At 67.1% G+C, this 23035-nt stretch carries 24 protein-coding genes; 10 read left to right on the top strand and 14 right to left on the bottom strand.

Annotated elements, in window-relative coordinates:
* Both AAG827_RS18105 and AAG827_RS18100 read right to left on the bottom strand, forming a co-directional pair.
* Window positions 1-1709, bottom strand: a 1709-nt coding sequence (locus AAG827_RS18105; protein ID WP_341927618.1) for a GMC family oxidoreductase, incomplete at its 3' end; no start/stop codon positions are given.
* Window positions 1710-1797: 88 nt separating this feature from the next.
* On the bottom strand, window positions 1798-2010 hold the full coding sequence (locus AAG827_RS18100; RefSeq protein WP_341927619.1) for a WS/DGAT domain-containing protein: 213 nt from the start codon (window positions 2008-2010) through the stop codon (window positions 1798-1800).
* Window positions 2011-2050: 40 nt separating this feature from the next.
* Between AAG827_RS18100 and AAG827_RS18095 the strand changes: the two genes are divergently transcribed.
* Window positions 2051-2230: a hypothetical protein gene (locus AAG827_RS18095; protein WP_341927617.1), complete on the top strand. Its 180-nt coding sequence runs from the start codon at window positions 2051-2053 to the stop codon at window positions 2228-2230.
* Window positions 2231-2365: 135 nt separating this feature from the next.
* On the opposite strand, the gene AAG827_RS18090 is transcribed toward AAG827_RS18095, so the two are convergent.
* Window positions 2366-3511, bottom strand: a complete 1146-nt coding sequence (locus AAG827_RS18090) for an acyl-CoA dehydrogenase family protein (protein ID WP_341927616.1) — start codon at window positions 3509-3511, stop codon at window positions 2366-2368.
* A 132-nt stretch (window positions 3512-3643) separates the two neighbouring features.
* On the opposite strand from AAG827_RS18090, the gene AAG827_RS18085 reads away from it, so the two are divergent.
* The gene (locus AAG827_RS18085) at window positions 3644-4321 is read left to right on the top strand and encodes a TetR/AcrR family transcriptional regulator (RefSeq protein ID WP_341927615.1); all 678 of its coding nucleotides are present in this window, start codon (window positions 3644-3646) and stop codon (window positions 4319-4321) included.
* Window position 4322: 1 nt separating this feature from the next.
* Here AAG827_RS18085 and AAG827_RS18080 read toward each other — a convergent pair whose 3' ends face one another.
* Window positions 4323-4892: a PaaI family thioesterase gene (locus AAG827_RS18080; protein WP_107767095.1), complete on the bottom strand. Its 570-nt coding sequence runs from the start codon at window positions 4890-4892 to the stop codon at window positions 4323-4325.
* 100 nt (window positions 4893-4992) lie between these two features.
* On the opposite strand from AAG827_RS18080, the gene AAG827_RS18075 reads away from it, so the two are divergent.
* Window positions 4993-5700, top strand: coding sequence for a lysophospholipid acyltransferase family protein (locus tag AAG827_RS18075; protein ID WP_341927614.1), 708 nt, complete (start codon window positions 4993-4995; stop codon window positions 5698-5700).
* A gap of 9 nt (window positions 5701-5709) precedes the next feature.
* Here the strand turns inward: AAG827_RS18075 and AAG827_RS18070 are convergent, their stop codons facing one another.
* Window positions 5710-6381 (bottom strand): transglutaminase family protein, encoded by a 672-nt coding sequence (locus AAG827_RS18070; protein WP_341927613.1) that lies wholly within the window; start codon window positions 6379-6381, stop codon window positions 5710-5712.
* Window positions 6381-7457 (bottom strand): BtrH N-terminal domain-containing protein, encoded by a 1077-nt coding sequence (locus AAG827_RS18065; RefSeq protein WP_056888904.1) that lies wholly within the window; start codon window positions 7455-7457, stop codon window positions 6381-6383. Before AAG827_RS18065 ends, AAG827_RS18070 begins: the two co-directional genes overlap by 1 nt.
* 123 nt (window positions 7458-7580) lie before the next feature.
* Between AAG827_RS18065 and AAG827_RS18060 the strand changes: the two genes are divergently transcribed.
* Complete coding sequence (locus AAG827_RS18060; RefSeq protein ID WP_234411075.1) at window positions 7581-8207, top strand: TetR family transcriptional regulator; 627 nt, start codon at window positions 7581-7583, stop codon at window positions 8205-8207.
* An 810-nt stretch (window positions 8208-9017) separates the two neighbouring features.
* On the opposite strand, the gene AAG827_RS18055 is transcribed toward AAG827_RS18060, so the two are convergent.
* Both AAG827_RS18055 and AAG827_RS18050 read right to left on the bottom strand, forming a co-directional pair.
* Entirely contained in the window at window positions 9018-10580 is a 1563-nt protein-coding gene (locus AAG827_RS18055) for a PAS domain S-box protein (protein WP_341927612.1), read from the bottom strand.
* 407 nt (window positions 10581-10987) lie between these two features.
* Window positions 10988-11155 carry a hypothetical protein gene (locus tag AAG827_RS18050; protein WP_341927611.1) on the bottom strand — a complete coding sequence of 56 codons (168 nt, stop codon included), beginning with the start codon at window positions 11153-11155 and terminating at the stop codon, window positions 10988-10990.
* Window positions 11156-11216: 61 nt separating this feature from the next.
* On the opposite strand from AAG827_RS18050, the gene AAG827_RS18045 reads away from it, so the two are divergent.
* Window positions 11217-11831, top strand: coding sequence for a TetR/AcrR family transcriptional regulator (locus AAG827_RS18045; RefSeq protein ID WP_341927610.1), 615 nt, complete (start codon window positions 11217-11219; stop codon window positions 11829-11831).
* A 71-nt stretch (window positions 11832-11902) separates the two neighbouring features.
* Here AAG827_RS18045 and AAG827_RS18040 read toward each other — a convergent pair whose 3' ends face one another.
* Complete coding sequence (locus AAG827_RS18040; protein ID WP_341927609.1) at window positions 11903-12040, bottom strand: hypothetical protein; 138 nt, start codon at window positions 12038-12040, stop codon at window positions 11903-11905.
* Between the two features lie 9 nt (window positions 12041-12049).
* Between AAG827_RS18040 and AAG827_RS18035 the strand changes: the two genes are divergently transcribed.
* Window positions 12050-12391 carry a thioesterase family protein gene (locus AAG827_RS18035; RefSeq protein ID WP_341927608.1) on the top strand — a complete coding sequence of 114 codons (342 nt, stop codon included), beginning with the start codon at window positions 12050-12052 and terminating at the stop codon, window positions 12389-12391.
* Window positions 12392-12514: 123 nt separating this feature from the next.
* Window positions 12515-12925 carry a BtrH N-terminal domain-containing protein gene (locus AAG827_RS18030; protein ID WP_341927607.1) on the top strand — a complete coding sequence of 137 codons (411 nt, stop codon included), beginning with the start codon at window positions 12515-12517 and terminating at the stop codon, window positions 12923-12925.
* A gap of 626 nt (window positions 12926-13551) precedes the next feature.
* Here the strand turns inward: AAG827_RS18030 and AAG827_RS18025 are convergent.
* Window positions 13552-15804: an MMPL family transporter gene (locus tag AAG827_RS18025; protein ID WP_341927606.1), complete on the bottom strand. Its 2253-nt coding sequence runs from the start codon at window positions 15802-15804 to the stop codon at window positions 13552-13554.
* 132 nt (window positions 15805-15936) lie between these two features.
* Window positions 15937-16539, bottom strand: a complete 603-nt coding sequence (locus AAG827_RS18020; RefSeq protein ID WP_341927605.1) for a TetR/AcrR family transcriptional regulator — start codon at window positions 16537-16539, stop codon at window positions 15937-15939.
* 186 nt (window positions 16540-16725) lie between these two features.
* On the opposite strand from AAG827_RS18020, the gene AAG827_RS18015 reads away from it, so the two are divergent.
* The gene (locus AAG827_RS18015) at window positions 16726-17184 is read left to right on the top strand and encodes a MarR family transcriptional regulator (RefSeq protein ID WP_341927604.1); all 459 of its coding nucleotides are present in this window, start codon (window positions 16726-16728) and stop codon (window positions 17182-17184) included.
* 16 nt (window positions 17185-17200) lie between these two features.
* Here the strand turns inward: AAG827_RS18015 and AAG827_RS18010 are convergent, their stop codons facing one another.
* From AAG827_RS18010 to AAG827_RS18000, 3 genes are read right to left on the bottom strand one after another with little or no spacing between them, the layout of a single operon-like run.
* Window positions 17201-17833, bottom strand: a complete 633-nt coding sequence (locus tag AAG827_RS18010) for a hypothetical protein (protein WP_341927603.1) — start codon at window positions 17831-17833, stop codon at window positions 17201-17203.
* Between the two features lie 36 nt (window positions 17834-17869).
* Complete coding sequence (locus tag AAG827_RS18005; RefSeq protein WP_341927602.1) at window positions 17870-19048, bottom strand: cytochrome P450; 1179 nt, start codon at window positions 19046-19048, stop codon at window positions 17870-17872.
* Window positions 19045-21906 (bottom strand): MMPL family transporter, encoded by a 2862-nt coding sequence (locus AAG827_RS18000; RefSeq protein WP_341927601.1) that lies wholly within the window; start codon window positions 21904-21906, stop codon window positions 19045-19047. The genes AAG827_RS18005 and AAG827_RS18000 overlap by 4 nt, the downstream gene beginning before the upstream one ends.
* Between AAG827_RS18000 and AAG827_RS17995 the strand changes: the two genes are divergently transcribed.
* Window positions 21905-22054 carry a hypothetical protein gene (locus tag AAG827_RS17995; protein WP_341927600.1) on the top strand — a complete coding sequence of 50 codons (150 nt, stop codon included), beginning with the start codon at window positions 21905-21907 and terminating at the stop codon, window positions 22052-22054. The genes AAG827_RS18000 and AAG827_RS17995 overlap by 2 nt on opposite strands.
* Before the next feature lie 177 nt (window positions 22055-22231).
* Window positions 22232-22873, top strand: a complete 642-nt coding sequence (locus AAG827_RS17990) for a TetR/AcrR family transcriptional regulator (protein ID WP_341927599.1) — start codon at window positions 22232-22234, stop codon at window positions 22871-22873.
* The last annotated feature ends 162 nt before the right edge of the window (window positions 22874-23035 follow it).

The following is a 23035-nucleotide window of genomic DNA, read 5'->3' as shown; positions in this document are numbered from 1 at the left end:
CTCCAGTCTGGGGCTGACCTCTGGTGCTGGCCGCCCTCGGCGACGGACGCTTCCGGGTGGGTGAAGGCCGGCCGCTCCGGCTCGACGGCGGAGATCTGCTGGTAGTCGGCGCCCAGCGGGGGACGTTCGTCCGGCTGGCCCTTGTTGGGCCACAAGGAGGCGGCCCGCTCGGCCTGTGCGGTGATCGTCAGCGAGGGGTTGACGCCCAGGTTCGCCGAGATGCTGGAGCCGTCGACGACGAAGATCCCGTCGTGGCCGTAGAGGCGGTGGTAGGGGTCGATGACCCCCGTTTCCGGGGAGTCCCCGATGGCGCACCCGCCGATGAAGTGAGCGGTCATCGGGATGTTGGCGATCTCCCCCGTGGATCCGCCGGCCACGCCGTTGATCTTTTCGGCGACGCGACGGGTGGCCTCGTTGCCGACGGGGATCCAGGTGGGGTTGGGTGCTCCGTGGCCGGGTCCCGAGGTGATCGTGTGGCGACCGAGGAGGTTCCTCTTCGACCGCACCGTGATGGAGTTGTCCAGCGTCTGCATCACCAGCAGGATCACCGTCCGCTCCGACCACCGTCGCGGACTGAACCAGGTCAGGTGCGAGGGCTGGGTCGCGATCGTCCGCAGCCAGCGCCACCACCGGGGGCCGCGGCCGTCCCCATCGGTGAGGGCGGTCTGGAGCAGGGACATGGCATTGCTGCCCTTGCCGTAGCGCACCGGCTCGATGTGGGTGAACTCGTCGGGGTGGATCGAGGATGTGATGGCCACGCCACGCGTGAAGTCGCTGGATCGATCGCGGGACTTCGCCCCGAGGATCGATTCGGAGTTGGTGCGGGTCAGCGTGCCTAGCCGGTCGGAGATATACGGCAGGGAGCCAGTGGCCTTGAGTCGGTGGAGCAGCTTTTGGGTGTTGTAGGTGCCCGCTGCGAAGACGACCTGGTTGGCCGTGAATGACTGCCGGTTGCGGCGCCGGCGTACGGACCTGCCGGTGCGGACGGCGTCGACGACGTACCCGCTTCCCCTGCGCGGGCGCACGTCGACCACGGTGGTCAGGGGACGTACTTCAGCCCCGAGCTTCTCCGCGAAGTACAGGTAGTTCTTGTCCAGGGTGTTCTTCGCCCCGACCCGGCACCCGGTCATGCACGACCCGCACTGGGTGCAGCCGGTGCGGCGCGGCCCCGCCCCGCCGAAGAACGGGTCGGGCACCTCTTTGCCGGGCTCTCCGAAGAAGACGCCTACGGGGGTGAGCGTGAAGGTGTGCTCCACACCCATGTCGCGCGCGACCTCGCGTAGCACCTCGTCCGAAGGCGTCACGTGGGGGTTCTGCGTGACACCCAGCATCTGCCGTGCCGTCCGGTAGTGCGGGTCCAGCTCGGCGTGCCAGTCGGTGATATGCGCCCACTGTGGATCGTTGAAGAACGGGGCAGGGGGTTGGTAAAGGGTGTTCGCGTAGTTGAGCGATCCTCCGCCGACCCCGGCGCCCGCCAAGATGACGACGTCGCGCAGCAGGTGGATACGCTGAATGCCGAAGCAGCCGAGCCGTGGCGCCCAGACGAACCGACGGGTGTCCCAGGACGAGGCGGGCAGGTCGTCGGTGTCGTAGCGCTTGCCCGCTTCGAGCACCCCGACGCGGTATCCCTTCTCCGCCAAACGCATGGCGGTTACCGAGCCGCCGAAGCCGGAGCCGATGATCAGCACGTCGTAGTGGGTCGAGGTCATGGGATGTGGATCCTTCGGTGAGGGGTTCGACGCGAGCGGCGCAGCGGACCGGCAGTTCCGCCGATCTGACGGATCTGCGTGCAGGCAGTCAGCTGCTTCCGGCGTACGAGAGCAGGGTGAGGTTGAGGGTGGCGGCGTCGAGCTGCGGCGATGCCGGGTTCATCCCCCCGAGACGGCTGCCGCGGAAGAAGGAGTCCTCCGTCGGGCTGGGGACGTCGCTGACGACGAGGTTGAAGCTGAAGGGATCGGGCAGCAGAGCGCCGACGGATGCGAGACCCACGTGGGTCACCATCGAAGCCAGGAGCAGCGAGGCGTAACTGACGGCCGCGAGCTGACCAACTGTGCAGCGTCATCTCGGTGTGACTGTCGATCAGGGCGTGGTGCATCTTGATGAACATGGCGAAACCGACGTCATCGAGCCGTTCGATGCGGTGCATCTTGGTTCTCGGGCTCTCGGCGAGGAGGAACACGCGGTAGACGAAGTCGACTCGCTGGCTCATGTCACTCCTTTCAGACGATGACTGTCGAGGCTTTCACGTCGGTGGAGTGGGCGTCTTGTGCTCTCGCCCAACGCGGAGGCTCCCGGCGGGGCTCGGCGCACAACACCCGGCCCGCCGGCTCCCGCTCCGGCGGTGCCGCCGGAGCGGGGTCAGTCCTCACAGGGACCGGCTGATGATCTCCTTCATGATCTCGGAGGTGCCGGCGTAGATCTGCGAGACGCGCATGTCGGCCCAGATGCGGGCGATGGGGTACTCGTTCATGTACCCGTAGCCGCCGTGCAGCTGGAGGCAGGTGTCGGCGACGCGCTGCGCTCGTTCGGAGCACCACAGCTTCGCCATGGCGGCGGTTGGGATGTCCAGACCCTCGCCGACGTGGAGCTGGATGCACTCGTCCACGAAGGACCGTGCCACGCGAGCCTCTGTGGCGACCTCTGCCATCTTGAACTTGGTGTTCTGGAACCCCCAGATCGGCCGTCCGAAGGCGCTTCGGTCGCGCACGTAGGCCAGTGTCTCGGCCAGGCAGAACTCCATGGCAGCGACGTTGGAGACCGCGACGAGCAGCCGTTCCTGGGGGAGCTGCTGCATGAGCTGCACGAAGCCCTGGCCCTCGGTGAGGCCCAGCAGGTTGGTGGCCGGGACGCGGACGTTGTCGAAGAAGAGCTCCGAGGTGTCCTGTCCCTTCATCCCGATCTTGTCGAGCACCCGACCGCGGGAGAAGCCCTCCGCGTTGGCGGGGACGAGCATCAGTGAGATGCCGGCGGCGCGGTCGTCCGGATCGGTCTTGACCACGGTGAGCACCAGGTCGGCCTGCGAGCCGTTGGTGATGAAGGTCTTTGAGCCGCTGACGACGTACTCGTCACCTTCGCGCACTGCCTTGGTCTTGATGTTCTGCAGGTCCGAGCCGGTCCCGGGCTCGGTCATCGCGATCGCGCCGACGACCTCTCCGGACGCCATCTTGGGCAGCCACTGCTGTTTCTGCTCCTCGGTGCCGTAGCCGACCAGGTAGTGGGCGACGATCCCGTTGTGCAGAGACGCCCCCCAAGAGCTGTCGCCGACCCGTGCCTGCTCCTCGATCAAGATGGCCTCGTGGGCGAAGGTGCCACCGCCGCCGCCGTACTCCTCGGGGATCGACAGGCAGAGCAGACCGACGTCACCAGCGCGGTTCCACAGTTGCCTGTCGACGTGCTTGTCGGCGATGAAGGTCTCGATGTGCGGCTTGATCTCCTTCTCGCAGAACGTGCGCGCAAGGTCACGGACGTCGTCGAGGTCGTCGTCCATCCAAGGGGAGCGGCGAGTGGTCACGGGGAGCCTCCAGCGGATCGGGTACAGGGTGTACCCATTCGACCATGATGCGGGTGCTGGGTACAAGGTGTTCCTTTGTGCGCCGCTCGGTCAGCGCCGGTCGTCGGCGCCCCCGGGCATAGGCTGCGGCTTGTGGTCGAGGAAGGGCGATGGGTGGATTCCACGGTGCGGCGCCGGTCTTCCCGCGATGATGAGGTCCGCGACCGCCGGCGGCGTCACGTGGCCAACGCTGCTCTGCAGGTCGTCGACGAGACGGGCGCGGACGCCGGCACGGCACTGATCGCCGAGCGGGCTGGGATCCCGAGGCCGCACGTCTACCGCTACTTCGCCAGCCGCGAGGACCTCGATAACGAGGTGGTCCGCCTCGCCGCGCAGGACCTCATCCAGCGGGTCCGCCCGCACCTCGCTCGGCGGGGAACGCCCGCACAGGTCGTCGAGGGGCTGGTGCACGCCTGCGCGACCTGGGCCGACGCCCACCCCCATCTCTACCGCTTCCTGGCGGCTCGAGGGCAGAGTCGGACCCTGCACCGCGCTCGGATGGGTCGTTCGCGTCTGCTGGACGAGATCGCCGCAGCGGCACGGGGGTACACCAAATCGGGGGACGAGTCGTTCCCTGAGGGCATCCTGGTTGGCGTGATGGGCATGGTCGACGCCACAGTCATCTGGTGGCTCGACCAGCGCGACGAAACCCTGGACCTGATGGTGCGGCGTCTCTCGCGCCACGTCACCCTGGTTCTTCAGGACGCCCTGGCCGCCCACGGCATCCACCTCGACCCGGCGGTCGAGCTGGAGCCCTTCATTGGCGAGTGAGTCACGAGCGCTTCGCGGGACTGCCCTGTTCGAAGTGCTCGACGTCAACGATGACGAACGTCGCGTGCGCTGTCGCGACCTGCCGGCCGCCTTCGTCCGCGGCTGCAGCGTTCACGTGGAGCCGCCGTCCCGCCCGGTCCCGGACATGCGCGGTGAACTCGTAATCCACCCCCAGCAGCACCGGACGGAGGTACTCCACGGTCAGCGACCTCGTCACGGCGAGCTCGCCGACGCGGTAGAGGAGGAACCCGAACAGGTCGTCGAAGGCGGCGGCGACCAGACCGCCGTGGGTGATCCCCGGTGCCCCCTCCTGGCGATGGTCGAAGCGGTGCACGGCGCTCACGCCGTGCTCGGTGGCGTCGACCTCCAGGGCGAGGCCGGCGGGGTTCTCTTTGCCGCATCCCGCGCAGGTGGGGGAGTGCGAGGGCAGGCGGCCCACCGCCGTCGGCGCGGGCCGCGACATGGACCGGATCCATGCATCCAGCGTCGACGCCGTGCCCCCGTCGAGACGCATCTCGCGGCCCGGGGTAGGGGGCTCGGTGTCGTGGTCGCCTACCAGCGCATCACTCATCGGGGGCTCCTCGGGCTCCAGGACCACAGTGCATCGAAACATCCTTGCATGTTTGTCCTCACGAGAGACGAAACGGCCATTGATGTCTACAATGGCTGAGATGCGAACGACCTCGACCGTCCAGCGCCGCCCGATCCATAACGACCGACGTGGCCTCGCCTGGTGGCTGGCGGTGGCGGTCTGCAAGCCAATCCTGGTGGTGCTGCGTCGCCCGGACTGGCGCGGGGTCGCGGGCATCCCCCGGGTGGGCGGAGCGGTGCTGGCCGCCAACCACGTCTCGCACCTCGACCCGTTGCTGGTCGCGGAGATGGTGCTGGCCGAGGGGCGGGTGCCGCGGTTCCTGGCCAAGGACAGCCTCTTCAGCGGGCCGGTCGTGGGCAGGTGGTTCCGTGCTGCCGGCCACGTCGAGGTCGACCGCGTCGCGGGACGCGCGGGGTACGACAACGCTGTGAGCGCGGCGCGCGACGGGCGGCTCCTCCTGGTGTACCCCGAGGGTTCCATCACCAAGCGGGAGGACGGTCTGCCGATGACGATGAAGTCGGGGGCGGTGCGGATCGCTCTGGAGGCATCGGTACCGCTCGTGCCGGTGGCCCAGTGGGGGGCACAGGAGATCCTGCCCGCCTACAGTGGGCAGTTGCGCTGGGGGTGGCGGCGGCGGGTGAGCGTGCTCGTCGGACCGCCGATCCCGCTGGACGACCTGCGGGACCTGGAGTCTGCCCGTGCCATCGAGGTGGGTCGTCGACGGCTCGAGGACACCCTCTCCGCGATGGTGTGCGAGCTGAGCGGAGCCGACACGCTGCCGCAGTGAGTTGGGCGTTCACGCCCGGAAGCGGGGATCCTGGGGGCGCGGGGTGTCGGAGCCGCGCACCATGGCGGGACCGTAGGTGTGCAACAGCGTCGCCATGAGCTCGTCGAACGGCAGGTCCACGAACATGCCTCGTTCGCGGACGTACTCCATGTGACGTCGGCCGGCGCCGTCGGCTGCGTGGAGCAACGCATCCCGCGACCCGTCGAACTCCAACGGAGGTACGCCAAAGCGACGGCACAGCTCGGAGTTGAAGGCCGGCGACCCTTTGCGCCACTGGCCGTCGACGTACACCGCGCTCCACCCGTGGAACACGAACAGATCGGTCCCCATCAGCTCCAGCAGAGCCGCGCTGTTGAGGTGATTGCGCACGTCGGAGAACCCGAGTACGGCCGGGATTCCCGCAGCGCGCAGGCTCGCGGTGAGCAGCACCGCCTTGGGCACGCACCACGTAGGGCCACCGTCGAGGATCGCGCTGGCGTGGTAGTCCCGGGGCTCGGCGGTGACGCTGTAGGGGTCGTATCGGAGTCGGTCGCGGACCACCGCGAACAGCAGCGCGATCCGCTCTCGCGGATCGCGGACACCCCGCACGACAGACTCGGTGAAGTCGCGGACGTCGGGGTGGTTGCTGTCGACGAACCGGCTCGGGTCGAGGGCCTCCCGTGGGTCGAGCTCGCCCCTCATCAGGCGCCGGTCCGGAGGTCCTGGCGCGCCCCCGCGATCTCGAGGGCGGTGACGAGGTCCCGCTCGAGCGAGGGGAGTACGGCGGCCGAGCGAGCTGCCTGCTCCACCCGTCCTCGTGCTGGGCCGTCCTGACGGGCCAGCGACGCGACCAGGGACCATGTCTCCGCGCACAGGTGCGCGGCGGCGGCAACCTCGCTCGCCCGCGCGTCCCCGGTCAGGCGCGCGATGTCGGCGGCGCCGCTGGACAGCAGTCGGCGGAACAGCCCGCCGCCGGTGCCGGCCTTCTCGACGAAGGCGCTGAGTCCTTGGAGGACCAGGTCCAGGACATCGTCCGGGAAGACTCCCGGCCAGTCAGCGAGGTCCTCGGCGAAGAGGTCGACGGCGGCCAGCCCGGTGGCCCCGACCGCCGAATCCCTCCCGGTGACGATAGAGCTGCCGGTGGAGGTGGTCATCGCAGCCGCCGCCTGGGCGAACGCCGCCTGCGCGATCTCGGACAGGTCGGGCAGCCGGTCGGGCCAGGCGATGTCGAAGTAGGTGTGACGCGTCGGGACCGGGAACCCCTGGGAGGACCGGGCTCGGGCCAGCGCCGAGTAGGGCACGAGCTGCACCTCGTCCCGGTCGTTGTCGACGACGTGCGCGACCTGCTGCTCGTCGTCGTAACCGATGACGACGATGTCGTGGCGACTCATCTGCAGGCGTACGCGGAGGTAGGGAAGCTCCGCGATGTCGGCCCACACCAAGGCGGGACGGCCGTCTCGTACGGCGTCGCGCACCCACGCCCAGCCCTCCTGCGGGTCATCCGTCGCATGCACGGAGACCTCGGCGCCCAGCCGCGTCGGGAGGTCCGTCTCCAGGTCGCCTCCCCGCCCCACGAGGTATACCGGCGGCATGAGTGCCGCGTCCCTGACGTAGGAGAGATCCAAGGCGCCGCTCAGGGCAAAGACGAGGCCCTCGTCAGGGGGGCCCTCCCAACCGAGTCCGGCCCACTCCAGGAGGTCCCGCATGGCCCCGGAGCCGCAGTGCCCGCCGCGTCGGTGCGGGTACTTGACCACTTCAGTGTCGCTCGAGTTGACCATGCGGCTTCTTCCTGAAGACAACTAGTGATTTTTGTTCAAACCTAAGGCACCGCGCTGAGAATGTCATGATGCGGCCCATCTGACGCGTGTCCGCAGTCGGACATTGTCGATACTCTGTCCACCGTGTCGTCCCCCTCCATGCGAGAGCGCTACCGCGAGCACGTTCGTGCAGCGGTGCTCGAGACTGCCCACGACCTGATCGCTGAGCGGGGCTGGGAGCGGGTGCGCATGGGCGAGATCGCCGAGGCGGTCGGCGTCTCGCGCGCACTGCTGTACAAGGAGTTCGGCGACAAGCCCGGTTTGGGGGAAGCCGTCGTCCTGAGGGAGGCGGCGCGCTTCATCGAGGGCATCGAGAACGTGCTCGCGCATCACGGCTCCGACGCTTCAAGCGGCCTCGCGGCGTCGGTGGGCTTCGTGCTGGAGGAAGCCGAGAACAGTCCCCTGCTCAGAGCGGTCCTGATCTCCAACCGCGATTCCCCACCACCCGCGACGGGCATCCTCCCCCTCCTCACCACGTCTGCGCAGCTGTTGGAGCTCGCCTCCGGCTCCCTGGCCCGGTGGCTCACCTCCCACGTGGCCGGTTTGCGGGCGGATGAGGTGTCCGACGCCGCCGAAGCCCTGGTGCGGCTCACCGTGAGCCACCTCGCCCTACCGACCAGGTCCCGGGCGGACACCGCCCGGAAGATCACTGAGGTGGGACTCAGGTGCCTCGGGCTTCCCATCACGCCGGAGCAGGGAATCGCGACGTGACGGTTGCTCAGGTGGCGGGATCGCCGGCGACCCCGAGGACCAGTAGCTGGTGAATGGCACGGTCGCGTCCAGGGTGGCCCGAGGACTCGCTGCTGCCGCGGTTTCGCCTAGTGCGCGGCTGAGGCTGTTCTCCGGTGGTGCGGCGGCCCGCCAGCAGTCCCTCGGGGATCAGCTCTGCAAGTGAATCGCCCCGGGCCTGGTGGAGGTTCTGGGGTGCCCCGGGATCTGTCGTGATTGAGAGCCATGGCAGCGCCCAGGCGCACCACGACAAGCCTCGGGAAGCGCGCTACCCGGATGGCGGACGATGCGCGGAGGAGCCCGGTTATCAAGCGATTTGCAACGGATCGCTGCCTGCGACGGGCGGAAGTGCCCGCGTCGCGATCCCGAGATGCAACGAGGGCCCCGGCATAGCCCGAGCCCTCTTGCTCGAACGGCGTGAGTTCGAGCTCTACGTGCACAAGTGACTATATGTCGTAAGTGACTGCCTGTCCCATGCTGACCTGCACAAACGGCGACTTTCGACTATTTGTACCACGCTTGCAACGAACGCTGGTGCGTCGCCCGCGCCGGGAGGCTCGGCCGAAACGGCTCGAGCCCATGTCGATGCACGGTGCGCAGCGGACCAGCAACCCGCTACTGCGACTGGGTACGCCCTTCCGTCTAGCGGTCGAGGGATCATCAGCGCATCCGGCCTGCGCAAGCGGCACGCTCCTCCGCGGCGATCTGCCAATTGATCCTCGACGATCTGGGGATCCCGGGGGGACCGCATTGAGGGCGAACCCTGAGGCGTGCTGGTCCAGAGTCAACTCGCTAGTCGGGACTCTTCCTTCTGTCCTGGAGAAGCTGCGGCTTGGCGCGGGGCAGATTGAAGGAGAACGCGGCGCCACCGCCTGGCCTGGGGATGTATCGGATGTCGCCACCATTGAGCAGGAGGAGACGCCGGGCGATGTGAAGTCCGAGCCCGCTGCCCCGCTCCCGGCCTGATCGCGACGTCTCGGATCTCGTGAAGCGGTCAAACAGGTGGGGTTGGAACTCCGGTGGTACCCCCAGACCCGCGTCCGCCACCTCAACGAGGACCGAGTCAGTCTCCGTTCGGATCTCAACGACAAATGGCTCTGCGCCGTACTTCAGCGCGTTTGTGACCAGATTCGTCACGATCTGGACCAGGTGAACCCGGTCCACCAGCGCCGTGGAGTCACCTGATGTGCGAAGCGCGATTGAGGACGACAGAGCCAAACCCTGCAGGACTTCGTCAACCACGTCGCTCACGCGCACAGACGATTGGGAGGGGGTGAGTCCCGTGTCGTCCAGTGCGGACATCATCAAAGTGTTCTCGAGCAACGATTGCGCCGAATGTGCCGCTGCCAGTGTCTTCAGCAAGAAGCTGCGGCGTTCATCCTCTCGAAGGGACTCCCAGGAGTCGAGCAGTATCTCCGCGAATCCCGTGACGACGGAGATGGGAGCGCGCAGATCGTGCGACAGCATCGCAACCATTTCACGAACTGAAGCCTCGTAGGCCCTGCGGCCGGTGATGTCCTGGATCTGAGCGATGAAGTGCCGCGGCGTGCCGTCCGGGCCTCGCACCAACGTGGCTGACAGTTGCGCCCAAACGGTGGAACCGGGGCGGGTGACGTAGCGCTGCTCGAGGGTGAACGAGTCCACCTCTCCGCCAAGCAAGCGATCCATGTGGTCCCGGTCTGCGTCGAGGTCGTCAGGATGGGTGAGCTCTTGAAGCAATCGCTCGTGTAGCTCGTTCTCCGAGTACTGCATGAGTTTGCCGAACGCCGCATTGACGTGCCGTAGTCGCCCATCGAGTTCGACCAGGGCCATGCCGATAGGGGCATGGAAGAAGGTGAGCCGAAAGCGTTCCTCGGACTCTGACCGAACGCGTGACGCTGCCCGTGCCCTCGTGACGTCTTCTACGACACCCAGCGCTGCCACCACCTTGCCGGACGGGTCTCGAATCGGAGTCAGATGTTGTGAGAAGACCCGCCCCGCGAAGGGCACGTCGATGGTGCTCGAGCGACCGGCAAGGGCCTCTCGGAACGAGGGCAAGGCCACGTTGGTCGTTTCCGCGGGGAAGACCTCCAAGAGAGTCTTGCCCTCCAGGGTCGCTCGGGAGAGGCCTACCGCGGCGAGGCCGCTTCCGTTCACCGACAGGTAGCGCAGGTGCTGGTCAACAGTGAAGATCGCATCCAGGTCGGACGAACTCATCAACGGATGCTCACCTGCCCGGGAGAGGATCTCCAACGTGCGCGAGCGGGTGTTGGTGGTGAGTGCCCCGTCAGTGACCCCTTCGTCAATGGCGCCATCACGTACCACTCGTTCAGGATCGCCAACCGGGTCGTGCTGACCTCCAGGCCACGAAACCATGGTGAACTCCCCGACTCGCCCAGTCGCCACCGGGCTGGTGCGAGCTGGAATGCATTCGTTCTTAGCGTGCCCACCACGTCGTGTGCACAAATGTCGGTTCGTCACGCCGAGTACAGTCATGCGGTGCGGCCTCCAAGGTGCCTGAGTGTCTCATCGGAAAGGCGTAGCCCGTCAAGGATCGGTCGTCTTCCAAGCGGTGGGCGATCACGTCCGCCCGGTTGGCTGGTAGAAGCATCGGGCTCACAGCGCGACGATCGCGCTGGGGAAGATTGACGCCGCAGGTACGGCCACGCGCTGGAAGTGACTACGCTTATCAGCGCAGCGTGCACGTAAGACGTGTTGGTCAAACTTCGGCACGTTCGTCGAGCGAGTGCGGGTGAGGCCCGACGCGGTCTTCCAGGTATTGGTCACCCGACGAGATACGGCTTGAGTTTGTCGAGCAAGGCTCGCCGACGATGCCTCCGGGTCCTGCTTTGCTCGGCGACGTCGCGACGTCGTGCTTCGAGTTCGAGGCGCTGGCCGATCCGAGCTCCTAGCTCGTCGATGCCGCTGGCCAGTCCGGCTGCGATGGCCATGGCGGAGCTCTGCTCAAAATCGCGAGCGCATACATGCATGTATGTATGTAGAGTGAGGGACATGACCGCTGGCGTGCAGGACCGACACGTTCGGGCGGTCGCAACCCGCCGGCTGTTGCTGGACACCACGGTTGCTTGCCTGGCGGAGCTGGGGTACGCGGGGACCACTGGCCCTGCCGTAGCCGAGCGAGCTGGCTTGTCGCGAGGCGCCCAGCTCCACCACTTCGGCACGCGAGACCAGATGGTCGTGGCGGCGGTCGAGCATCTGGCACAGCAACGCCTCACGCACGTTCAAAACAGCCTCGCGATACGGATCGGAGACAGTCTGGACCCCTCGGCTCAACCGAGCAGGCCGGCAGCACTTGCGGCCTTGGAGCTCCTCGCCGAGGCGTTGTCCGGGCCGCTGTACGGAGCCACTTTGGAGCTGTGGGCCGCGGCACGCACCGACGAGGACCTTCGACGGCAGCTGGTTCCGGCCGAGGAGCGGGTGCACGCCGAGCTTCGGGAGGTGTGTCGCGTCTGGATCACCACGGATCCGGTTCTGATCCAGTTGACGTTGGATCTCCTGTTAGGTCGAGGCGTGAGCGGGATGCTCGTCCCGCATCCTTCTAAGTGGCAACGTGATGTCCTTGAACGCTGGATCGACACTGTCGTGGGCGGCGGGGTCGCGGGATGAGTCGATTTGATGACCTGATCGCGACGTTTGCAGAGAAGTTCCGTCCTCCTGACGACGGAGCTCGCCTTGCCTCACACCACGCCAACTGTCTGGGCTGCGGCGAGGACAATCCGCATGGCCACCATCTCGAGGTGCGACGTGCGGGGGACGGCGTGGTCGCCGCGCACGCCTTCGACCACCGGCACGAAGGCGCGCCGGGGATCGCTCATGGTGGGGCTTTGGCGACGGTCATCGACGACCTCTACGGATTCCTCCAGTACCTAGTCGGCGGCCCGGCGGTGACTCGACGCCTCGAGATCGAGTACCTACAGCCTGTCCTCTTGGACGTCACCTATCGGTTGGAAGCCCACCTCACCGGCCGCGATGGGCGTCGACTCCAGGTCGAAGCCACCATCACCGACCCGGAGGGACAGAGGGTGCTCACCTCGACCGCCATGTTCGTGCTCGTCGACGTCGCCCACTTCGCGACTGCGTACGCACGAACCCTGGAGAGCGCCATGAGCAAGACCACCGACGAGACCGGGGGACCGGCAGGCGTTCCGAGAGAGCCGCGGCCGTGATCGCTCAGCGAGCAGAGGTTGACTACCACCGATCACCGTCCGACACGCAGGCTCGGACGCGAAAGACGGCTATATGACTACTAGTCACCTCTGCACGGGTGTCGCCCTACCCGCATCGGATCGGTGGGCACTGTGGGTCCGGCGCCCTGCGAGACCTGCTGGAGTGGGCCGGACTCGGATGGGACGGCCCTCCCAGCGAAGGTCTGGTGTTCACTCTCGGCGGCGCGCTCGGTAGACCTTTTCCCACCCCTTTACCTGGTTGGCCGTGGCGGAGAGCTCGAGCTGGATCTGGATCTGCCTCGTCGGCTTGGCGGAGCGGCCGAGCAGCGGGTCACTGATGATCCCGCCGAGGGGTGGAGCTGGGTACGCGCTGAGATCGAGGGCGGTCGTCCAGTGATGCTCTGGGCCGACATCGCCGAGCTGCCCTATCTGCGCGTCAAGCTCTCGATGAGCCGCCACGACATCGTGGTGATCGGATTCGCTCACCAGCCGCCAAACTACCCTTTTCCTCCTATGCATTTCGGCGTACCTTGACCTCAACCCCTGCGTACATGGTGATCATGACCCCCCGGGTTCGGCCGCCAGGGCTGGAGGTGGGTGGAGTGAGATATTGGGATCCGAACGGGCCAGCTTGGCAACATCTGGGGAACGCCCTATGGGATGTGCTGGCAGTGGTGTGGTGGACATTAGTGGGTGGCCTCGTCGCTGCCGGTGCATGCTGGTACGTGGGTGAGTCCATCTATGGTGAGTGGGTTCGCGTACACCCCCCGCCACGCCTCCGGTTTCTGGCCGAACGAAGGCTCCGTCGAGATCTCGCCCAAGGGCTTGCTGATCTTGAGGAATACCTGCGCGAATACGATCCAGCACACGTGAACGACGGGCCAGCTCGTCATGGCCGGTCTCGGAGTTGGAGACGCCACGGGTGGCGCCGACCTTGAGGCGGCCGCCGATATCTCGGACGCCAATCGGGCCGGGGAAGTCCAGACTGCCCGCTAGGTGAAGGGGTTCCCTCCGGCGGGTGAGGTCGACGCGCAGCACGAGGTAGCGAAGAGATCGCCCTCTTGTTGCCGCGGCCTTCTCCGCGACGCGGATGCTGATCGAGGAGCGCGAACCCGGGCGCAGGGCGAAGCACTACGCACCTTTGCGGCTATGTTTCCCCATCAACCTGGGATCTTGATGTCTTGTTGGTCGGTGGCCTCGGCCTGCTGGTTGAGCATGGTCAGGAGCTTGTCGCCCTCGATGTCGAGGTCCGGCAGTAGGCGGTCGAGCCAGCGGGGCAGCCACCATGCTCCCTCGTCGAAGACGGCCATGAGCGCGGGGACGAGGGTCAGCCGGACGATGAAGGCGTCGATGAGGATGCCGGCGGCGAGGGCGAAGCCGATCTGCTTGATCATGATGTCGTGGCTGAATATGAAGCCGGAGAAGACCGCGACCATGATGATGGCGGCTGCCACGACGACCCGGCTGGCTTGGTCGAACCCGTGGACGACGCTCGGCCGGGCTGCCTGGCCGTGGATGTGCGCTTCGCGCATCGAGGAGACCAGGAAGACCTCGTAGTCCATGGCGAGTCCGTAGAGGATGCCGGTCACGATGATCGGCATAAAGCTCATGAGGGGGCCGCCGGTGTCGACCCCGAAGAGGCCGCTGAGCCAGCCCCACTGGAAGACGGCGGTGGTGGCACCGAAGGTGGCCAGGATGCTGAGCAGGAAGCCGGCTGTGGCCTTGATCGGGACCGCCACCGAGCGGAAGACCAGCATCAGGATCAGGACGGAAAGGACGATGATGATGCCGAGGTAGAAGGGAAGAACGCCGGCGATCTTGTCGGACATGTCGATTCGGATGGCGGTGAACCCGGTCACGCCCAGCTGCACCTGGTTGTCCTGGGCGATGGGGTGGTCGGGCTCGCGTAGGGACTTCACGAGGTCGCTGGTCGCCTCGTCATCGGGACCGGAGGTGGGGATGATGCTGAACACGGCCAGGTCCCCGGCCTCGTTGACGCCGACGGGGGTGGCCAGCACGATGTCGTCTCGGTCTTGGAACTCGTCGATCAGTTTCGCGGTCAGCTCAGGCGTGACGTTGCCTGCGACGCGGGTGGGCTCCGCGGTGACCAGGAGCGGGCTGTTGAATCCCTCGCCGAAGCTCTGGGAGACGGCCTCGTAGCTCTGCCGGGCGGCCGTGTCCTGGTTCGCGGTGGCACCGGAAGGGATGCCCAGGTTCATGCTGGCTGCGGGGATCGCCATCACCACCAGGATCGCGGCCACGCCGGCGATGACGGGCCACCTGAACCTGACCACCCCCCTTACCCAGTGGTCAGCGACGCCGTGCGACTCCGTCTGCACCTTGGCGCGGCGCCGGGCTCGGGCCTTGTCCGAGCAGATCCGCTCCCCGACCAGACCTAGCAGTGCGGGCAGCAGGCTCAGGGCGATGAGGACGGCCAAGGCCACCGTAGACGCCGCGACCAACGCCATCGTAGAAAGCACCGCGATGCCGATGACGGTGAGGGCGGTCAGCGCGATGAGGACGGTCAGGCCCGCGAAGAACACGGCGCTACCCGCGGTGCCGACCGCTCTGCCGGCTGCCTCGTGCGCGTTGAGGCCATGGTCGAGGATCAGTCGTCGCTGCCGGTTGACGACGAACAGCGCGTAGTCGATGCCGACGGCGAGGCCGACCATGAGGCCGAGGACGGGGGTGGCGGAGTTCATCTCGACGACGTTCGAGAGCGTGTAAGCGCCGCCGACGCCGATGCCGACGCCGACCAGCGCGGTGATCAAGGGTAGGCCGGCCGCAGTGAGGGAACCCAACGTGAGTACCAGCACGAGGGCTGCGACGGCGAGACCGATCACCTCGCCGATGCCGACGGGGATCTCGAGTGCCTCGAGGGAGTCGCTCGGGAGAACGGTCATCCCCGTTCCCTGTTCGGCGCGTTCCACGACCTCGAGCACCGAGGACACATCGTCATCGGTCAGTGAAGTCGAGGCGACCGTGAACTGGAACTGGAACAGCGCGACCCGCCCATCCGAGGACACCAGCACGCCGGGCACCGGGGCGCCGTCCACCAGCAACGGCTGGAACGGAGGCTCCTGCTCCTGTGCCTGTCCTTGGTCCGACCCGGCTGGGGAATCGCCCGGTGGATTCTCCTGGGGGGTGCCGGGCGCGCCCTCCTCGTCGGCACCCAGCGCGGCGTCGAGGGGGTTGACGACCTTCTCAAGGTCATAGACATTGCTGACGATGTCGCGGATGACTGCGAGTCGCTCCGGGGTGTCGAGGCGCTCGCCGACCGGCACGGTGAAGACCACGCTGGCCTGACCCCCAGAGGCCTCCGGGAGCTCATCGGCTACGCGGTCGAGCACGGTCTGTGCCTCGGTGCCCTCGATCTTCATCTCGGAGCTGACGCTCACCCCGTTGATTGCCATGCCACCGACGACCGCCGCGAGGACTGCGACCCATCCGGCAATGAACAGCCACGGCCTCCCGTACGCGGTTCGTCCGAGACGGTACAAGAAGGTGGACATGGGTGGGTGCTCCTTGGGGCGAGGCGGCTGCGGTTAGAGGCCGTGACGCAGGTAGTCGAAGGTGAGGTCGAGGAACGAGCTGTAGTCCATCGACGCGGAGGTGTAGTCGCTCTCGCCGTCCAGGTGCACGTCGAGGGTTCCCTCTAGGGCGGCCATCACGGCGCCGTACACGGCGCCAAACAGCAGCGGTACGTAGATCGCGGGGTACCGGTCCCCGGCCACCGACGCTAGGAGTTCTTGGGCGGCATGGCGCATGCGTTGCTGAACGCCCAGGACGTAAGGCTCCAGCGTCGGGTACTCCCGCGCCATCGCCATCAGCTCGCGCATCCTGACCAGCGTGTCCGCCGTGAACTGATCCCTCATCACGGCCAGTAGGGCATCGAGCAGCGGTAGGTCTGCGGGCAGGCCGGCCAGGATCGCGCTGGCGTCGTCGACACCGCCGAACGCGACTGACGCGACCGCCTCCTCTTTGCAGGAGAAGTGGTTCGCAAAAGTGCGTCGCGAGTAGCCCGCCCGCTCCACCACGTCCGCGGTGACGAACCCGAACAACCCGCGCTCACGGGTCAGCTCGAACGCCGCTCGGGCCAGCGCCTGTCCCGTCGCCTCACGCTTGAGGTCCCGCAACCCACGATCCATGCCCTGAGTATGACGCTTGTTGCCCAATGAGCAACATTGCCTATTGAGCAGTTAGATGCCCATCGTTGCCGCCTGCCGAGCAGCTGTCCGTCGAGGGCAGGCCGGTAGCGTGACGCAACATATGGCCGCCGATCCGCCCTCGGCGCCGGTCTTGTCAATGAGTGGCCATGGACTACGGGAGCTCGTATGGGTGCTGGTGGTGAAGTGGTCGGTGCGGACAGCGGAAGCCAGTTCGCTGATGCGGTGCTGGCTCTGCTCGCGGTCGCGCGGCGGACCAGGGGACGCCTGCAGCCGCTCTTCGAAGACGTCACCGTGCCGCAGTTGGTCTTGCTGGATGCTGTACAGATCTGCGGCCTTGAGGGCATCGGCGCCATTTCGACGTACACGCTGTTGAGCCAACCGACGGTGACCCAACAGGCGGCCAGCCTGGAAAGCGCAGGTCTGCTGCGCCGCATCCCGGCTGAGGACGACCGCCGCCGGCGCGTGCTCACGCTCACCGAACGAGGTGAGCAACTCCTGGCCGCCAAGCGCGGCCTTGTCGCCGACCGACTCTCGGTGGCCTGGAGATCTCTCACGCCTGAGGAGCAAGCCATCGCGGTCCCACTGCTGCGCCACATCACGGATCTCGTGGGGGAACTGACCTGACTGGGTGCAATGGCGACTAGTTGGGCGTCGTGTGTCGAACCGACCCAGAGTCCTGAGGGCTCGCCATCGCTCCGGAAGAACCGGATGGACGAGCGGAATCGGTGGAAACTCTCGGGAGCACTCGTCCGACGAGATGAGCCATCAGTGTGCCGAGCAATGATCGCGCTGGAGGCTTGCTGGCTGTGCTCTGTTCCGCGAGGTTGCGTCGTCGCGCCTCGAGTTCGATGCGCTGGCCGACCCGAGCTCCTGGCTCGTCGATGTCGCTGGCCAGTCCGGCTGCGATGGCCATGGCAGCCCAGTCGTTGCGGGCGGTGGCCAGCACGGCGTGGGCGACGACGTCGGTGGGCGGGTCCTCGGCCATCTCGTCGATGACTCTGCGTACGCCCGAGTAGATCCGGGTGGCGTGCCTCCAGGCTTCGATGACGGCCTCCCTGCGGTCCTCAGGGTCGTCGACGAGGCCGCGTTCTAGTGATGCCACGAGGCGGGTGTGCCAGCGGAGCAGCAGCGCGTTCGCGAGATCCTCGATGTTGTTGAAGTAGGTGTCGGTGCCTTCGATGTTGGTGGGGATTTGCCCGTCGTTTCGGGCGAGGATCTCCTCGATCAGATTGTGGAGGACTGTTGCGCGGCTGGGCTTCGGTCGGTCCTTCACGGGTACTCCTTCGTGGGAATAGATGGTGTGGCTGACCTACTGAATGGGTAGAGATGCGAACCCGCGGATCGGGCCTGAGCGGAGTCGGACCGCGGAGTCGATGTCGACATCCCAGTCACGGCGGCGGGTGAGGAGTGCTCGCAGAGCGATACGTGCTTCGAGGCGGGCCAGGGATGCGCCGAGGCAGAAGTGGATGCCGCGCCCGAACGCGACTTGTCGTTCGGGGCCACGGTGGATGTCGAAGTGGTCTGCGTCGGGGAACGCGTGGTCGTCGCGGTTGGCTGAGCCGAAGAGCAGCAGCACGGTGTCGCCGGCTGCCATGGCCTGCCCGTGCAGATCGACCTGTCGGGTCAGGGTGCGTGCCAGGCCCTGGACCGGTGAGTCGTAGCGGAGCAGCTCCTCGACGGCTGCTGGCACGAGTTCGGGGTCGTCGACGAGAGCGCGTCGGTCCTCAGGGTGCTGGGCGAGGATGACAGCGCTGTTGGACAGGAGGTTGGTCGTCGTTTCGTGCCCGGCGACGAGCAGCAGCAGGCAGAAGCCGAGAAGTTCTTCCTCGGTGAGGTGCTCGCCGTCCACCTCGGCTTGGACGAGCGCTGTCATGAGGTCGTCCTGGGGGTGCGCGCGTCGGTCGGCCAGGAATGCGGAGAAGTACTCGTAGAGGGCTGCAGCGGCGTCCAGCCCGGCGCCGAACTCGCCTCGCACGGGGTTGGACTGGATCAGGGTGGTGGACCAGGCCCGAAAGCGGTCGCGGTCTTCACGCGGCACGCCGAGCATGTCGGCGATCACGATCGCGGGCAGAGGTCCGGAGAATTCGGAGACGAAGTCCCAGGTGCCGGTCGCGGGGGTTGTGTTGAGGAGGTCGTCGACAAGGGTCTGGATGTGCGCCTCGAGCCCGGCGATGCGACGCGGTGTGAAGGCCTTGCTGACGAGTTGGCGCAGCTGGGTGTGCCGGGGTGGGTCGCTCATGATGAGCATGGGCAGGAACAGCTCGGTCATGTCCACGCCGGGTGGGGTGGGGAAGATGCCGGAGGCCGAGGAGTACGTCGTTGGGTCGGCCAAGGCTGCCGAGACGTCCTCGTGCCTGCTGAGCACCCAGGTGCTTGCCTCTGGGGACCAGTACGCCGGGGCGTGGTCGCGAAGCTGCCGGTAGACGGGGTAGGGATCCGCCATCACTGTGGGGTCGAACGGGCTGTAGGTGAGCTGATGGCTAGTCATGACTTCTCTCTGGTCATCGGGTTCAGGGGTGCCTGGGGTATTGGGGCTGGCTCTACGGCTGCCGGTGCGTGTGCCGGCCTGGGGTGTGGCCACCAGCTGCCCTCCTCGAACAGCGCGGCGCAAGCCGGGACGACGAGAGTGCGCACGACGAAGGTGTCGAGCAGTAGCCCGGCGGCGACTGCGAAACCGGTCTGGGCGAGCGCCTCGACGGGAGAGAACAGCAGGGCCACGAAGGTGGAGGCGAAGATCAAGCCGGCGGCGGTGATGACGGGTCCGGTGGCGGTGACCGCGCGGGCGACCTCGTCGCGGTCTAGAGCGAGCCCGCTTTCGCGCATCCGACTCATCAACAGGATGTTGTAGTCCGCCCCCACGGCGACCAGCAGGACGAACACGATGACGGGGACGGTGAAGTGGATGTCCTGTCCGGCCAGGTGCTGGAACACCAGGGTGGTTAACCCCAGCGCTGCCGCGCACGACAGCACCACCGAGGCGAGCAGGTAGAGCGGTGCGGCCACGGCATGCAGGGTCAGGATGAGGATGAGCAGCACCATCATCAGGACCGCCACGACCACTAGGACTGCATCGTCGGCGAGGTAGTGGGCCAGGTCCGCGCCCAGGCCGGCGGCGCCGGTAGCCAGGACAGTGGAGTCGTCGAGGCGGGTGTTGTTCATGGCCTGCTTCGCGGCGTCCTGGATCTCGTCGTAGCGCTCCTGGCCGGCGGGTGTGAGGGGGTCGGTGTCGCCGGTCACCTGGATCCGCGCCAGCTTGCCGTCCTCCGAGAGGAACACGTCCCGGGCCAGGGCGAAGTCCGGCTTGTCGAGAGCGGAGGCGGGGAGGTAGAAACCGCCGGCCTCGGGTGTGTCTGCACGCTGGTTGACGTCCTGGAGGTAGTCGCCGGAGTCGTCGAGCCCGTCGCGGAGTTGCTCGGTCTGGGTCAGGAGTTGCTCGATGCCTGGCGCGATGCCGGCGGCACCGGTCGCGAGCCGGTCGGTGCCCCCTTCTAGCTCGCCGAGCTTCTCGCTCAGCTGGGCTTGTCCATCGGCGATCCGGTTGCTGCCGGACTCTGCCTGCCGCAGCCCGGCGGCGAGCTGGTCGAGCCCGGTGGCGAGCCTGCCGTGGCCGGCGGCCACCTTGTCCGCTCCGGCGGCCGCTTCGGCGAGGCCGGGGAGGAGCTGGTCGCGTTGGCCGGCGTAAATCGTTCGCAGGCCCTCACGGGAACGTCTGCAGACCGGGTCGGCAGTGCAGATCGGGTCGCCCTCGAGGGCCTCGACGATCATGCCGAGGCCGTCGACGGCTTGGGCGACCTGGTCGTGCGCGGTTCGGAGGCCCGCAGCCAGCGTTGCGGCGCCGTCACGCAGCTGGCGGGCTCCGTCGGCGGCCTTGCCGGTTCGGTCGGCCGCCTGGCCTAGGCCGCCGGCGATCCGCTTGCTTCCGTTGCTGAGCTCGGCCGCACCGCCTTCGGCCTTCCTGGCACCGGAGGAGACCTGGTCGAGGGCATCAGCCAGGTCGCCGGACCCGGATGCGAGCTGCTCTAGCCCTGGCTCTCCGGACTCAAGCTTGCGGTCAGCCTGGTGGAGTCCTTCGGCGAGCCTGCCGAGCTGGTTGGCGATGGACGCGGGTTTCAGTCGCTTTCCGGCGGGCTGGGTAATACTGCGGACCTGGTCGACACCGTCGACCTTGGCCACCGCGGTGCTGACGGCGTTCAGGACAGCAAGGTCGCGAGTGTTGGCCATGTCCTGGTCGGAACGGATGAGCACGTAGTCCGGCAGCGTCTGGTTCGGCGGGAAGTGCTCGGCCATCGCCGCAAGTCCCACGTTGCTGGGGGTGTCGGGTGGCTGGGCCGCCCGTTCGTCGAAGGAGAGCTGCATGGTGGGCAGCGCCAGAGCCAGAAGCACTAGAACGCTCACGCCTGCGACCAGGACCCGGGCCGGATGGCTCCCGACGAGGCGGCCGGTGCGTGCCCACCGCGAATCCGCGCGGGCCATCGGGGCGGGGCCGATGCGCGGTCCAAACCAACGCATCAGCGCGGGAGTGAAGGTCAGGCTCACCGCGACGGTGACCGCGACACAGATCGCCATCGGGGGGCCGGTGGTGGCAAAGATGGCGAGATCGGTGAAACCCAGGCAGGTCGCGCCCAGGATGACTGTGGCCGCCGAAGCCAGCAGAGCCGGTCCGACGCGGGAGACCGACTCGGCCACGGCTTCGGTTGATTCGAGGCCCTTGCCGTACTCCTCACGGAACCGGGAGATCAGAAAGACGCAGTAGTCGGTCCCGGCGCCCAAGGTGATGGCCACGACGAACGCGTCGGTGTAGGTGGACAGGGCCAGTCCATGTTCACCAGCCCAGGCCAGGGCGCCGCGGGTGCACAACAGGGCGATGCCGATGGTCACCAGCGACACGAGGACGGTGGCGACCCGGCGGTAGACCAGCCACAAGATTCCGACCAGCAGGGCGAGGGAGACGGCTGTGATCTTCAGTGAGGCGTCGTTCACCGCCGTGGTCAGGTCCGTGATCATCGCCGGGTCTCCGGTCACGTGGACCTCGGTGCCGGGCGGGGCGTCGAGATCGTCGACGACCGACCGGAGCCACTTCACGTCCTCGTCTGAGGCCGGCGACCCGACCGCGGATCGGAGCCCCACGACCAGGTAGGTCGCTTCGCCGTCCTTGCTGGTCATCGACCGCCTTGCCTGAGGCTCCTCGAGGTAGTCCTGGACCTCCGAGACCCGCTCCGGCTCCTCCCCCAGGGCATGCACGAGGTCGGCGTAGACACGGCGGTCAGCGGCGCCCAGCCCGTTGTCGTTGGTGACGACCACGAAGACGTAGGACTGGGTGTTGCCGGAACCGAACGCGTCGTCCATGACCCTCAGCCCGTGCAGGGTCGGGGAGTCCTCCGGCAAGAACGCGGTGCTGCTGCGTTCGACCACCGTGCCCAGCGGGGTCACCAGCAGCGAGAGCGCCGCAGCCGCCAACACCCAGCCGAGCACCACCACGGCCGGGAAGCGGTGACCGACGCCGAGGGCAGACCGCAGCGGTCCACGGGTCCCGGCCCGATCGTCTCGACTCACTGAACCCAACCGATCGCCTAGATCACTGGTTTGTAATTGCAGTACAACATACGATGTGGTGCACGTCGAGACCCCGACGAATGCACCAGCAAAGCGCCGACGAGAACAGAGGTGAGCGATGAGAAAGCTCCCGGCAAAGCTGGCCAGCCAGCTGTACGGCGCAGCAGAGCTGATCGCGGAGCGCGGTCTGGACGGCACCAAGATCGAAGACATCGCCGAGGCCACCGGCATCCCCAAGGCCACGATCTACTACCACCTCGACGGCAAGAACGCCGTGCTGGAGTTCCTCCTCAGCGACCTGCTGGACATGATCGCCGGCGCCGTCGGCGTTGCCGTGTCGAGCGCCGAGGATGCGCGGACTCGACTCGAGGCTGCTGTCGTGGCGCAGCTGGGGGTAATGCTCGAGCATCCGTTCCTATGTCGGGCACTGGTCGGCGACCTTGGGCGCGCGACTCGGCTGCCCGAGCTGGCGGTGGCATTGCGGGCTGCGTTCTACGAACCGATCGAGCAGTTGTTGACCGACGGCGTGGCTGATGGGTCGCTACGCCAGGTCCCCAACCCGGGCGCCGTGGCCTTGAGCGTCTTCGGTGCCATCACCGTCGCCGGCCTCACCGCGGCGGTGGAGGGGCCATCTGACGACCCGTCGGCAGACGCAGTGCGCTTATCTGCGTCGATCACCGAGTTAATCTTCGACGGCCTGGCGCACCATCCCCGTCGCGGTGACTGCGAACCCGGTGACGGGCCCGACCAGTCTGAATGAGCTCCGCGCGAGCTGAATCGCCCCGGGTTTCGTGGAGGCTCGGTTACTTGGAACCAGCCCCGATCGGGACCGGTGTCTGAGGGTAGTGCTGGGGTCCGACTCTGGGTTGCTGATGGGTCCAGTGGTTGGCCTCGAACTCAGCGGGCGGGACGAGCCCGATCT

The sequence above is a fragment of the Nocardioides psychrotolerans genome (genome assembly GCF_943371775.1).
Lineage (GTDB): Bacteria > Actinomycetota > Actinomycetes > Propionibacteriales > Nocardioidaceae > Nocardioides > Nocardioides psychrotolerans_A.
This window is presented reverse-complemented; position numbering and strand designations above follow the sequence as displayed.

Coding starts and splice junctions, on each gene's coding strand:
- AAG827_RS18080 (WP_107767095.1), bottom strand. CDS start 4,892: ATGAGTGATGCGCTGGTAGGCGACCACGACACCGAGCCCCCTACCCCG.
- AAG827_RS18075 (WP_341927614.1), top strand. CDS start 4,993: ATGCGAACGACCTCGACCGTCCAGCGCCGCCCGATCCATAACGACCGA.
- AAG827_RS18070 (WP_341927613.1), bottom strand. CDS start 6,381: ATGAGGGGCGAGCTCGACCCACGGGAGGCCCTCGACCCGAGCCGGTTC.
- AAG827_RS18065 (WP_056888904.1), bottom strand. CDS start 7,457: ATGGTCAACTCGAGCGACACTGAAGTGGTCAAGTACCCGCACCGACGC.
- AAG827_RS18055 (WP_341927612.1), bottom strand. CDS start 10,580: ATGGTTTCGTGGCCTGGAGGTCAGCACGACCCGGTTGGCGATCCTGAA.
- AAG827_RS18050 (WP_341927611.1), bottom strand. CDS start 11,155: ATGGCCATCGCAGCCGGACTGGCCAGCGGCATCGACGAGCTAGGAGCT.
- AAG827_RS18045 (WP_341927610.1), top strand. CDS start 11,217: ATGACCGCTGGCGTGCAGGACCGACACGTTCGGGCGGTCGCAACCCGC.
- AAG827_RS18040 (WP_341927609.1), bottom strand. CDS start 12,040: ATGAGCGATCCCCGGCGCGCCTTCGTGCCGGTGGTCGAAGGCGTGCGC.
- AAG827_RS18025 (WP_341927606.1), bottom strand. CDS start 15,804: ATGGCAATCAACGGGGTGAGCGTCAGCTCCGAGATGAAGATCGAGGGC.
- AAG827_RS18020 (WP_341927605.1), bottom strand. CDS start 16,539: ATGGATCGTGGGTTGCGGGACCTCAAGCGTGAGGCGACGGGACAGGCG.
- AAG827_RS18015 (WP_341927604.1), top strand. CDS start 16,726: ATGGGTGCTGGTGGTGAAGTGGTCGGTGCGGACAGCGGAAGCCAGTTC.
- AAG827_RS18005 (WP_341927602.1), bottom strand. CDS start 19,048: ATGACTAGCCATCAGCTCACCTACAGCCCGTTCGACCCCACAGTGATG.
- AAG827_RS17995 (WP_341927600.1), top strand. CDS start 21,905: ATGACCCTCAGCCCGTGCAGGGTCGGGGAGTCCTCCGGCAAGAACGCG.
- AAG827_RS18000 (WP_341927601.1), bottom strand. CDS start 21,906: ATGGACGACGCGTTCGGTTCCGGCAACACCCAGTCCTACGTCTTCGTG.
- AAG827_RS17990 (WP_341927599.1), top strand. CDS start 22,232: ATGAGAAAGCTCCCGGCAAAGCTGGCCAGCCAGCTGTACGGCGCAGCA.